Here is a 12,417-nt window from a genome sequence, read left to right on the forward strand (position 1 = left end):
GCTGTTCTGAAAGGAACAGCGGCTTTTTCATTTGCGTCTTCCGTACATCACGTCCTGCCGGCACGTGGTCCCGGACCGGGCACAGCCCGGCCTTTGCCCGCAACCGCCGTCACGCCGGATGACCGTGCGGCGCCTCGTCCAGTCTCGCCAGCCACGCGTCTGCAGAACTCGCTTCCCCAAGCTGGAATCGCGCCTCGCTGAAGTACTTCAGGCCGCCCCAGAGCGACGCGTCGCCGACAACGAACAGACGATGCCTTGCACGGGTCACCGCCACGTTCAACAGGTTCGGCTTGGATGCCGCCCAGTTCGCGGACGCCGCACTCTCAAGGTCCGCCCCGAGAACGAACACCACGACGCTTTCCTCCTTTCCCTGAAACGTATGTACGGTGCCGATACGTTGCGAGCACCATTGTTTCCACACCTTGTTCGCCGGCCCTCGCCGACCGGTGTCGGCCACCCATTTGATTGCCTGCAAGCGGTCAGACAGCGCCTTCCTGATCGCCTTGAAAGGGGCGATCACGTACAACGGCGGCAAAGCGCCGGAGTCCGCATACAACCGGATCACCAGCGCCGCAACCGCTTCGATTTGCGCCGGCACGACCTGCCGTACCGACGTGCGGCCACGTACGTCGATCCACGCGCTCTTCCCCAGTCTTTCGAGCGGATCTCCCGAAGGGTCGCGGGACTGGAGCCCGTAGACCATCTTGTCGCGATACGCGATCCGGTTCGCGATCGTGAACATCTTGTCGCAGCAGCGACGATGCACACGAAGCGGGCTCCCGATCCACAACGGTTCTTCCCCTTCTACCGGCACATACGTACCGAAAGGATTCGCCTCGTCGGCCAGCCGCTGTACCGACACTCGGGCGGGCGAGCACCGTCCGTCGGACGTGTGCGGCGACAGGTCCGCCAACGCATTGATCAATCGGGTCGGCACCGTGAACACCGGTTCGATCTGCAGCGGATCGCCGACGACCACGGCGCGTCGCGCCCGCCACAGCGCCCCTACAGCAGCTTGCGGCACGGCCTGCCCTGCCTCGTCGATGAACAGCCAGCCGATCGAACGCGGCCCCATGCCGCGAAACTGTCGAGCGAACGACGCGAACGTCGACGACACGACCGGCACCACCATGAACAGGCTCTGCCATATGAATTCGGCTTCCGAAGCATCCTCCAGGCGCGTCCCGGCAAGCAGTTTCTGAATCGCCACCAGATTGCCGCCGAAGCCTCCCCCTTTCCTCGACACTTCCGCGAGCCAGGCCTCGTGCAACGCAAGCGCCGCGACGAACAGACCGGACCGCAGGCGCGCAAACTCGTCGTCGTGCCCGAAGCCGTTCCGCTGCACGTCGTCCGATTCGAGTTGCTCGGAGCCCACCGGCAAGCTGGCCTTACCGAATCGGCTGCACCCGTCGGCAAGCAATGCGCGCTTTTCCGCCCACACTCGACGGGCCGCGATCAATTCCGCATCGGCCCGCTTCGCTTGCGACTGCGCGTTGTCCAACGCGTTGCGCGCGGATGCGGTATCCAAACGACATTGCGCGGCGGCACGGTGCGCGTCGATCTGCTCGCGTGCATTCGTCGCCACCTGTTCCATGTGCCGTCGCGCCACCTCCGTCCGGAAAAACCGGGAAAAGAATCCCGGGCGGGCACGATCGAGCAATCGCTCTTCTTCCTGCAATTGCGCAAGCACGGCATCGGCTGTCGCCGTCCGGCCGTCGCATGCCGCGAGCTCGGCGCTCGCGTCGCGACCACGCTGCTCCGCCTGTCGCAACGCATCCGTTGCCGGCTGCGCAAACTGCGCCTCGGTTACGTTGCCCCACGCCGAATGCAGCGCCCTAAAGGCCACCCGGTCGGAGAGCGCGGCCTGGTAGGCGGATTCCGCTTCGAGAAAGGACGCCTTCGCCGACTGGAAGGTCGGGCCCGAGTAGCGGTCCCGCCACCCCCAGAACGCCTGGGGGTCGCCCGGCCCGCCGCGTTCGCCCAACGGCCGGGAATCGATAAAGAAACGTTCCTTGAAACGCCATCGATTGTCGCCGTTGCCCAACGCACATGACACGAGCCCCCAGGGCACATCGTCGGCGTCGAGCCGCGTCATTTTGCGGTCGCCCACCTGCGCCGCAATCTTGTGCGCGACCGGCTGCAAGTAGCGCACCCCGCTCCACTCCGCACCGAGTTGCTTCTGCTTGGGCAGATCGTTCGAGATATTCTCGGCCGCCGCATTGTTCGACGAGGCCACCACCATCTCGAACCCCGTGAGATCGGCGCGCAGCATGCGAATTCGCGCGGTATCGCCATCCACGAAGCGGACTCCCGTACTCACGTCCGCCAATGCGTCCGCCGCGCGCGCCAACTTTGACAGTCGACTCGCGCGTCGCACGACGTTCTCGCAAATCATGTCGCGAAGCAGTGTCGTTTTCCCGGTGCCCGGTGGCCCGTTGACGGAAAACAATCCTTCTTCCTTCAAGTGGTCGAAAGCCGTGTTGATCGCAAACTGCTGCATCAGACTCATTTTTTGCGACGCATCGGCAGGCCAGCGCCCGGCGTTCGTTTTTTCCGGGCGTATCGTATCGATGATCGCCGCACGACCGGCATCGGTATAAAGATCGATTCGCCGCCCTGCGTCGCCCGGCGTCAGATACGCGCGGAGCGCCGCCGGCAGGTCGCCTGCATCGACCGACGCCATGCAGCGCTCGATATCCTCGATATAGAAACTGTTGAGGATGTCGACCGTCGGCGCATCGTCCTGCGCGTCACTGTCTGCCTCGTCATCCTCCTCCGGTACCGCCTGATCCGACGCCGTGGCATCGTCCGTTGCAACGTCCGCTCGTTCGTTCGATGGCTTGGCGCGCGGCGGCCTCTTCTCGCGCGTCACGATTTCCAGAAGCGCCACCGTGGAGCCGGCTTGCGATTCCCAGTTGCTCCACGCCGCCAGGAGATCGCGCAATTGCAGGATTTCGTCTCCCGTGAGCGGAATAGACGGCGCGTCCGGGTTCAGGCCGGATCGTCTCCGGCGGCGCCGTTCGGTCTCGAAATTGAACAATTGGTCCGACAAACTCCGCCGAGCAAGGTCGAAGGAGGCCGAACCGAGCATCTCGAGGCCGTCGCGCCGGGCCGCGCCGATCGCCCACGGCGCAGTCGATACGGACAATGGATCGAAAGCAGGTTCGCCGGCAGCGTTCAACGTTATCCGTGCCATGCATGAACGACCGTCGAGCGCAGTCCGCTCCTCTTCTTCCGGCGAAATGCACGCCCCTTCCGGCGAAAGCGTATTGGCGAAGTCGACGATGGCTTGCATGTCGAATACGCCGAGATACAGCCGGAATCCCGTCAATTCGCGCTCTTCCGGGATTGTCCCGACCGCCCACAACGGCGCCGCCCCCGGCTCGAGATCGGCCGGCTCGATCCATTTGAGCGAATCGTCGTCGGCACGATCGGATACCTGCTTCAAATCGAAAGGAATGAAGAATTCGATCTTGTGCCAGTAATCGAGAATATGATGAATCCGTTCCGCGTCGGCCATGCTTTCTCAGGTTCCTCGTTCGGCTGATTTTGTCTAATCATATTCCCGATTTCCGAGTCATAGCCGACGACTGCAGATCGAATACCTGTCGCGACCCGGTATTCGACACTTCCGCAATACGTCGAGAGCCGGGATATTCCCGGTCATTCGAACTGCGGAATCCGGACAAAACATTACCGACAGGAGATTTTCAGTCGATTCCTCGCGCGCTTTTTAATACAGACATACCATCGCGAGTAATCAAATGAATCGCATACCGACAGGTGCTGCAAACCGGCAGAACCATTGCAATGGACCCGCGACGTGCAAGCGCCATGTTGCGACGTCGAACATCCCCCTCGATACTCTGCGGCAGAAGCGGCCGACGCCACGGTCGGCCGACCGCGCGCTACGCCGCCACTACCCCGCGTCTCGCCTCCGCCGCCTTTCCGTCGACCCGCCCGCGCCAGTTCTCCCCACCCTCCAGCGACGGCGTCGACTCGAACACCTCCGCGATCCAGTCGGCGAACACGCGCACCTTCTGCGACAGATGCCGGTTGTGCGGATACACGATGGAAATCGGCTTCGGCTTCGGATTGCAGTCCGGCAGCACCTCGACCAGCGAGCCGTCGAGCAGGTGTGGCAACACCATGAACAGCGTCGGCTGGATCATCCCGAACCCTTCGAGCCCACACGTCACGTACGCATCCGAATCGTTGACCGTGACGCTCCCGTTCATCCGCACCTCGAACGGCTTGCCGTCGATCATGAACACCCACGGAATCGCACGCGCGCCGTGGCTCGACCGAAAATTCACCGCATGGTGCTCGGCGAGATCGGCAATCTCGTGCGGCTCGCCGTGACGCGCGAGGTAATCGGGCGACGCGCAGGTCACGCGCTTCAGCATCCCGATCCGCCGCGCGACCATCGACGAATCCTCGAGCGGCCCGACCCGGATCATGCAGTCGATACCCTCCTCGACCGGATCCACATAGCGATCGGAGAGCCCCAGTTCGAGCGTGATGTCCGGGTAGCGCTGCCGGAAAATCGACAGCGACGGCAGCACGATGCGCCGCCCGAGCGAACTCGGCATGTGGACGCGCAGCACGCCGCTCGGCTTGCGGTTGCCGGTCTGGAAACTCGCGTCGGCCTCCGCGATCTCCGAGATGATCTTCATGCAATGCTCGTAGTACGCTGCCCCCTCCGGCGTCAGCGACAGCCTGCGCGTCGTCCGGTGCATCAGGCGCACGCCGAGCAGCGCCTCGAGATTCTGGATGATGGTCGTCACCGACGCGCGCGGCATCGCAAGCGTATCGGCCGCACGCGTGAAGCTGTTCGCGTCGACCACTCGGGTAAAAACTTCCATTGCCTGGATTCGGTCCATGCTGCTCCCCCTTCGAATCGCCAACGAAACAGAATAGAGCGCGCGACGGGCGCGGCACAAGCCCCCACCTATTGTTCTCCGATCCTGAATAGTTGCTGCATTTCGGACTGAAAATCGATCGATTTCCGTTCAGTTCCGCACGGCGATCGCTCCGGCCCCGATCTCAGCCGCACGCCGGGCGTTACCGCACGAATCGCTCGCGATACCCTTGCGGCGACACGCCCAGCACCCGCACGAAGCAGCGGCGCAGCGTCTCCTCCGAGCCGAAGCCGCAACGCGCGGCGATCCGCTTGACGGGCCATGCCGTTTCGCCGAGCAGGCGCTGTGCGGCCTCGACGCGGATCTGCTCGACCGCGCGCGCGGGCGTGCGCCCGGTTCCGGCTCGGTAGTGGCGCACGAAGCTGCGCTCGCTCATGCGCACGCGCTCGGCCAGCGCGGGCACCGACAGGTCGGCCGTCAGGTGCTCGGCCATCCACGCATGCAGTTCGCCGAACCGGTCGTCGGTGCGCTGCATCGACAGCATCGCGCTGAACTGCGCCTGCCCGCCCGGACGCTTCAGGAACACGACCAGTTCGCGCGCGACGTCGAGCGCGGTCGCCCGCCCGAGATCCTCCTCGACCAGCGCGAGCGCGAGATCGATGCCGGCCGTCACGCCGGCCGAGGTCCACAGCGCGCCTTCGCGGATGAAGATCGGATCGGACTCGACGCGCACGTTCGGATAGCGCGCCGCGAATTCGTCGCAGCGCGCCCAGTGCGTGACCGCGCGCCGCCCGTCGAGCAGGCCGGCCTCGGCGAGCAGGAATGCGCCGGTGCAGACCGACGCCACGCGCCGCGTGCGCACCGCCTGCTGCTGCACCCAGCGCACCAGCCGCGCATCCTTCGATGCCGCATGCACGCCCTTGCCGCCGGCGACGATCAGCGTATCGGGATGGCGCCCCGCCGAGCGCAGCGATTCCGCCATCACGACGAGGCCCGACGACGTCTCGACCGGCCCCGCATCGGCCGCGATGACGCGCGGCGCATACGGCGCCGGCTGGCCGCGCTCCAGCGCGAGCTCGTTGACGGACGCAAACACCTGCAGCGGCCCCGATACGTCGAGCAGCTGTGCACGAGGGAACGCGAGGACCAGGATCGAGCGTGGAGCGGCAGGCATGGCGATTGGCTGAAAGCGTGGGTGATATGGCAATTTCGCCAAACACTACGCGCCTAGAATCGATCTGTCCATCCCGTGCCCGCAACGGTTCGTTCCCCTTCCAAACGGAGTCTTCGCATGACCCTGCATATCGGCTTTCTCGTGTTTCCGGGCGTCCAGCAACTCGATCTCACCGGCCCGCACGACGTGCTCGCGTCGCTGCCCGACGCAACCGTCCATCTGGTCTGGAAATCGCGCGACGTCATCGCGTCAAGCAGTGGGCTCGCGCTCGCGCCGACCTGCACGTTCGACGACTGCCCACCGCTCGACGTGATCTGCATTCCGGGCGGGATCGGGATCAACGCGCTGCTGCTCGATGCCGAGACGATCGCATTCGTGCAGCAGCGCGCGGCCGCTGCACGCTACGTCACGTCGGTCTGCACGGGTGCGCTGCTGCTCGGCGTGGCCGGCCTGCTGCGCGGGCGGCGCGCGACGACGCACTGGGCGTTCCACACGCTGCTCGAGCCGCTCGGCGCGGTGCCGGTGCGCGAGCGCGTGGTGCGAGACGGCAACCTGATCACGGGCGGCGGCGTCACGGCCGGCATCGACTTCGCACTGACGATCGCCGCGGAGCTGGCCGGCGAAGAAGAAGCGCAGGCGATCCAGCTGCAGCTCGAATACGCACCCGCGCCGCCGTTCGACGCCGGATCGCCCGACACCGCGCCGGTAGCGGTCGTGAAGCGCGTCACCGAACGGTCGGCAGCCGGCTTCGCGAAGCGCAAGGAGACGATCGAACAGGCGCTGCGCGCGATGTCGCGCTGAATGCGGACACCGGGAAATCAACTCGAGAACTGGAAGACGACGCGCATTCGCGCCGGAGAACCCATCGATGAACATCATCCGCAGTGCCGCGTTCACCGCGGATCGCGCATGGGGCACGCTCGACATCGCGAACCTGAACGGCATCACGGTCCGCCTGCACTGGACCGACCAGCCGTATCGATGGCACGTGAACGACGGCGAGGAAGTATTCGCGGTGCTCGACGGTCGCGTCGAGATGCGCTATCGCGAAGCAGGCGTCGAGCACGCGACGGTGCTCGAAACGGGTGACGTGTTCCATGCGGCGGCCGGCAACGAACACGTTGCGCATCCGCTCGGCGAAGCACGCATCCTCGTGATCGAAACCGAAGGCAGCGTCTGACGGCCTGCGGCCGTACGCTGACGCCGCGCGGATGGCAACCGCATCCGCGCGGCGGGTTTCATCCGGTGATCGTCCCCGTGGCCTGCGACGCGATCAGCTTCGGCTGCGGCGTGCACAGGCATTGGCACAGGTCGTGCTCGAGCGCGACGACCTTGCCCATCACGGTCATCGTCCGCTCGCCGCCGTCCGACACGATCACGCCCGGCGACTTGCAGGCCGCGCAGAATACCGGCGCGCCGAGATAGGCGAGTTCGCGTCCGTCGAACGACGAATTGGCGATCCCCTCAAGCACGACGCCGCCGTGGTCGGTCGTGTCGCCCTTCAGAATGAATTTGCGGCTCATGTTGTCGGCTCTTCCCTCGGAAATGCCATGCAACGCGGCAGCGCGCAGGCAGTCGGAATCCGCCCGTCGATCGCGGGCGTCCCGCGAGCATATCACCGCTCGCCGCAGCCGCCCCGTCAGGACTTGTGCGGTATGCCGCCGCTTGCCGCCACTCAGACGAACAGCGCGATACACAACGCGGCGCCGCACAGATACGTGCCGAGCGCGCCGACGAAACGCACGGGATTCGGGTTGGCCATCGTCGGCCACGCGAGCAAGCCGATCACGAGCAGGCAGCGGCACGCGGTCGCCGCGACGATCAGTGCGAGGATCGCGCGCGATGGATCGTGTGCGCCGAAGTAGAGAAACAGCACCGCGAGAAACGGCGCGTATTCGGCCGTGTTGCCGTGCGCGCGCACGATCTTGTGCAACCCGTTCGCCGGATCGGGCGCACACCCGGAACCGGTGGTGCACCGGAAGCGCGTGACGGACACGACGAGCCCGAGCCCGAACAGCAGCAGCCCGAGGATGGCCGTGCAAACGAGCGCGACGGGATGGATCGGCATGGGACTCCCGGCGAAAGCGGAAATGCGCCGCACATCCGACGATCCTACCCTCGGCCGACGCACGCGGCTATCGCGGAAACCCGCAGCATCTTCATACAAAGGCCACGATTTTACGGACAGGTTCCGGCCCGAATTGTCGCCCTGCCGCACCGCACGAAACCGGTGCATCGCGCGCCGGCCCGGCCGTCCGGGCCTGCCCGCCGACACCCTTGCCACGCGGGTGCCCCGGCCTGAAACGCGCAAACGTTACGCCGTCACGGCGCACCGCAACGCCGGTTGCCCCACCGCACAGGCACGCCCGTTGCGTCGGCGCATCTCGGTAGTGAACGCCCTTGGCAGCCCGCTGCGGAGGACTACACTAATCCTTAATGGGGTGCGGCCGGAGCCCGCACCTTCAGGGAGACGCCGCCATGAATCGGCCGCTAAATCGTATCCTGCCGCGCGTGACCGGTCTCGCATCGGTCTGGACGTGGGTCAAGTGGTCTTTGCTGGCCGCGCTGCTGATCGCCGTGGCGATCGTTGCGCGACTCGTGCAGAGCGAGATCGAAACGTCCCGGCTGCAGGCGCACTACCTGTCCGAGCTCACCCGCGATGTCGGCTACACGGTCGAGACGGGGCCGAGCGATCACATCCGCTTCCCCGCCAACGGCCCGTACGACCAGCGCCTCGGCTACTCGATGATTCCGGCGTTCCAGGAGCGGCTGCTCGCGCGCGGCTTCGTCGTCAGCAAGCAGGCGCGCGATTCGCAGCGGATGCTGTCGCTCGGCGATCGCGGAGTGTTCCTTCCGTTCGAAGAGAAGGACCAGGCCGGCCTGATGCTGTTCGATTCGACCGGCGCGCCGCTGTTCGCGACCGTGTTCCCGCAGCGCGTCTACGCCGACTTCGACATGGTGCCGCGCGTGGTCACCGATTCGCTGCTGTTCATCGAGGATCGCTACCTGCTCGACGCGAACGAGCCGAACCGCAACCCGGCGATCGACTGGGGGCGCTTCAGCCGCGCGGTCGCCGACCAGGCGCTGCACGTCGTCAACCGCCATCAGGCGCGCCCGGGTGGCAGCACGCTCGCGACGCAGATCGAGAAGTTCCGCCATTCGCCCGAGGGCCGCACCGCGACGCCGCCCGAGAAGCTGCGGCAGATCGCGTCCGCGTCGGTGCGCGCGTACCTGAACGGCCCGCAGACGATGCTCGCGCGCCGCACCATCGTCGTGCGCTACCTGAACTCCGTGCCGCTCGCCGCGCGGCCGCATGTCGGCGAAATCACCGGCATCGGCGACGGTCTCGCCGCGTGGTACGGCCGCGACTTCAACGACGTGAACCGGATCCTGTCCGCGCCGACGACCGGCGACAACGTCGACGAACAGGGCAAGACGTTCCGCGAGGTGCTGTCGCTGATCATCGCGCAGCGCGCGCCGTCGTACTTCCTCAACCGCGGCTATCCGGCGCTGCAGAAGCTGACCGACAGCTACCTGCGGCTGCTGTCGAACGGCGGCGTGATCTCGCCCGCGCTGCGCGACGCCGCGCTTGCCGCGCAGATCGAACGCAGCGCGCCGCCGGCCGCCGCGCACGTGCAGTCGTTCGTGTCGCGCAAGGCGGTGACGTCCGCGCGCGCGTCGCTGCTGTCGGCGCTCGGGATCAGCGACCTGTACCAGCTCGACCAGTTCGACCTGCAGGCAACCAGCACGCTCGACAACGGCGTGCAGCAGGCCGTCGCCGAACGGCTTGCCCAGGCGTCGACGCGCGACGGTGCGCAGAAAGCCGGCCTGTACGGTTTCGAGATGCTCGCGCCGAAGGACGACCCGTCGCACCTCACGTACAGCTTCACGCTGTACGAACACCGCAACGGCGCGAACCTGCTGCGCGTGCAGACGGACAGCGTGAACGAGCCGTTCGACGTCAATCGCGGCGGCCGCATCAACCTCGGCTCGACCGCGAAACTGCGTACGCTGATCACCTACCTGCAGATCGTGTCAGACCTGCATGCGCGCTACGCGAACCTGTCGAACGCGGAGCTGGCGCGCGTGAAGCCCGACCCGATCGACGGACTGTCGCACTGGGCGCTCGACTACCTGTCGCATACGCGCGATCGCTCGCTGCAGGCGATGCTCGACGCGGCCGTCGAACGCAAGTATTCGGCGAGCCCCGACGTGTTCTACACGGGCGGCGGCGCGCAGGTGTTCTCGAACTTCGAAAAGTCGGACAACGGCCGCATCCTGACGCTGCACACGGCGTTCGAGCATTCGGTCAACCTCGTGTTCGTGCGGCTGATGCGCGACATCGTCCACTACGAGACGTTGCAGGCGGCCGGCCCGTCGTCGTCGTGGCTCGGCGATCCCGAGCAGCGCCAGCATTACCTGCAGCAGTTCGTCGACGGCGAAAGCCAGGTCTACGTGAAGCGCTACTACACGCGCTATGCGGGCAAGGCATCCGACGACGCGCTCGCGCTGATGCTGAAGGACGTGCGCAAGTCGCCGCCGAAGATCGCGACGGTGCTGCGCAGCGTCGCGCCGAACGAATCGCTCGCGTGGTTCGACGCGCAGATGCGCGCCCAGCTGAAGGGCACGCCGGCCGCGACGCTATCCGACGACGACCTCGCCAAGCTCTACGCGAAGTACGCGATCGACCGCTTCAACCTCAACGATCGCGGCTATATCGCGAGCGTGCATCCGCTCGCGTTGTGGACGCTCAACTACCTGCGCGCGCATCCGGGCGCATCGCTCGCCGACGTCCAGCGCGACAGCCACGACGCGCGTTTCTACACGTACTCGTGGCTGTACAAGACACGCTACCACGCGACCCAGGACCGCCGCATCCGCCGCATGGTCGAGTTGCGCGCGTACGCGGAGATCACGAAGGCGTGGCGCGCGCTCGGCTACCCGTTCGCGGAAGTCACGCCGTCGTACGCGGCCGCGATCGGCGCATCGGGCGACCAGCCCGACGCACTCGCGAAACTGATCGGCCTGATCGCGAACGGCGGCCAGAAAGCACCGACCGAGACGATCACGCGGCTCGACTTCGCGAAGGGCACGCCGTATGAAACGCGCTTCGCGCGCGCGGCCGCGCAGCCGCAGCCGATGCTGTCGCCGGAGATCGTCAACGTGGCGCACACGCTGCTGCGCGACGTCGTGCTCAACGGCACCGCGCGTCGCCTCGCGGGCGGCTTCACGCTGCCCGACGGCAAGACGCTCGACGTGTACGGCAAGACGGGGACGGGCGACCAGCGCTTCAACGTCTATGCGCGCGGCGCGCGACTGATCGAGTCGCGCAAGGTGAACCGCAGCGGCACCTTCGTGTTCGTGCTCGGCGACCGGTTCTTCGGGGTCCTGACGGCAACCGCGCACGAACCGTATGCGGCCCGCTACGACTTCACGAGCGCGATGGCCGTGCAGTTGCTGAAGTCGATGGCGCCGGCGCTCGCGCCATTGATCGAACGCCCGGCCGGCACGCGCACCGCGGGCCCCGCGCCGCAGGCGGAAACGCCCACGCCGGGTGCCGCTGCCGCGCAGCCGTCCTGACGGCCACGCGTACCTTCATGCGCCGACGCGCCGCTCAGTGCGAGCGGCCGTCGTAGTGCGTGACCGGCAGCGCGTCGAGATCGACACCTTCGAGACAGCGCACGTTGATCGCGGCCATCGCGGTGCCGTTCGGGTGGACACCCTCGCCGAACGTGTGAATCCCGCAGCGCTTGCAGAAGCGGTGCTTGATCACGTGCTTGTTGAACATGTAGGTGGCGAGATGCTCTTCGGGCGTGAGGAGTGTCATGTGGTCGCGCGGCACGAACCACATCAGTGCGCCCTTGCGCTGGCAGATCGAGCAGTTGCACGCCATCACGCCCTGCAGGTCGCCTTCCGCCTCGAACGTCACGTCGCCGCAGTGACAGCTTCCGCGATAAAGCATGGTCGTCTCCCGGTGCGGCCCGTGCGCATCGACGGCGCTCCGGCGGAACACCGTTGGCCGGGCCGATCCAAGCGGGTACAGTAGCGCGCACATGCGCCACACGCAATGTCCGTGCGGCGCCCGTCCCGACCCCGCCCACACCAAGGAACACCGTCATGCTCGAACTGCGCCCCGGCTGCGAATGCTGCGACAAGGACCTGCCGCCCGACTCAGCCGATGCACGCATCTGCACGTTCGAATGCACGCGGGCGGCCAGCCGTTCTGCGCGACCTGCGCCGACGACGTGCTGAAGGGCCGCTGCCCGAACTGCGGCGGCGACCTGGTCGCGCGCCCGCGGCGGCCGGCGAGCCTGCTCGCGAAGTACCCGGCGTCGACCGAGCGCATCCTCAAGCCGGGCGGCTGCGCGAACGCCTGACGGC

Annotated in this window: 9 protein-coding genes and 1 pseudogene; 4 read left to right on the top strand and 6 right to left on the bottom strand. The window is 66.4% G+C overall.

All coding sequences use genetic code 11. From position 1 onward, the window contains the following. Positions 1-109: 109 nt before the first annotated feature. From BDI24065_RS18610 to BDI24065_RS18620, 3 genes are all read right to left on the bottom strand, one after another. On the bottom strand, positions 110-3,520 hold the full coding sequence (locus BDI24065_RS18610; protein ID WP_175032515.1) for a DEAD/DEAH box helicase: 3,411 nt from the start codon (positions 3,518-3,520) through the stop codon (positions 110-112). A gap of 388 nt (positions 3,521-3,908) precedes the next feature. Beyond that, a complete protein-coding gene (locus tag BDI24065_RS18615) occupies positions 3,909-4,883 on the bottom strand; it encodes a LysR family transcriptional regulator (protein WP_175032516.1) in 975 nt (324 codons plus the stop codon). A gap of 181 nt (positions 4,884-5,064) precedes the next feature. After that, complete coding sequence (locus BDI24065_RS18620; RefSeq protein WP_175032517.1) at positions 5,065-6,036, bottom strand: GlxA family transcriptional regulator; 972 nt, start codon at positions 6,034-6,036, stop codon at positions 5,065-5,067. A gap of 117 nt (positions 6,037-6,153) precedes the next feature. On the opposite strand from BDI24065_RS18620, the gene BDI24065_RS18625 reads away from it, so the two are divergent. Next, positions 6,154-6,837, top strand: a complete 684-nt coding sequence (locus BDI24065_RS18625; RefSeq protein ID WP_175032518.1) for a DJ-1/PfpI family protein — start codon at positions 6,154-6,156, stop codon at positions 6,835-6,837. 67 nt (positions 6,838-6,904) lie between these two features. Beyond that, positions 6,905-7,216, top strand: a complete 312-nt coding sequence (locus BDI24065_RS18630; protein WP_175032519.1) for a cupin domain-containing protein — start codon at positions 6,905-6,907, stop codon at positions 7,214-7,216. 58 nt (positions 7,217-7,274) lie between these two features. Here BDI24065_RS18630 and BDI24065_RS18635 read toward each other — a convergent pair whose 3' ends face one another. Together BDI24065_RS18635 and BDI24065_RS18640 are read right to left on the bottom strand one after the other, a co-directional pair. Next, complete coding sequence (locus BDI24065_RS18635; RefSeq protein ID WP_048242675.1) at positions 7,275-7,559, bottom strand: PAAR domain-containing protein; 285 nt, start codon at positions 7,557-7,559, stop codon at positions 7,275-7,277. Between the two features lie 152 nt (positions 7,560-7,711). After that, on the bottom strand, positions 7,712-8,104 hold the full coding sequence (locus tag BDI24065_RS18640) for an MAPEG family protein (protein ID WP_241011889.1): 393 nt from the start codon (positions 8,102-8,104) through the stop codon (positions 7,712-7,714). Between the two features lie 410 nt (positions 8,105-8,514). Here BDI24065_RS18640 and BDI24065_RS18645 point away from each other — a divergent pair, with 410 nt between their 5' ends. Continuing rightward, positions 8,515-11,616 carry a transglycosylase domain-containing protein gene (locus BDI24065_RS18645; RefSeq protein ID WP_175032520.1) on the top strand — a complete coding sequence of 1,034 codons (3,102 nt, stop codon included), beginning with the start codon at positions 8,515-8,517 and terminating at the stop codon, positions 11,614-11,616. A 34-nt stretch (positions 11,617-11,650) separates the two neighbouring features. Here the strand turns inward: BDI24065_RS18645 and BDI24065_RS18650 are convergent, their stop codons facing one another. Continuing rightward, on the bottom strand, positions 11,651-11,998 hold the full coding sequence (locus BDI24065_RS18650; RefSeq protein ID WP_175032521.1) for a GFA family protein: 348 nt from the start codon (positions 11,996-11,998) through the stop codon (positions 11,651-11,653). 155 nt (positions 11,999-12,153) lie between these two features. On the opposite strand from BDI24065_RS18650, the pseudogene BDI24065_RS18655 reads away from it, so the two are divergent. Continuing rightward, a pseudogene (locus BDI24065_RS18655) lies at positions 12,154-12,413 on the top strand (DUF1272 domain-containing protein). Positions 12,414-12,417 lie beyond the last annotated feature (4 nt).

Source organism: Burkholderia lata, from assembly GCF_902499025.1.
Taxonomy (GTDB): Bacteria; Pseudomonadota; Gammaproteobacteria; order Burkholderiales; family Burkholderiaceae; genus Burkholderia; species Burkholderia lata_C.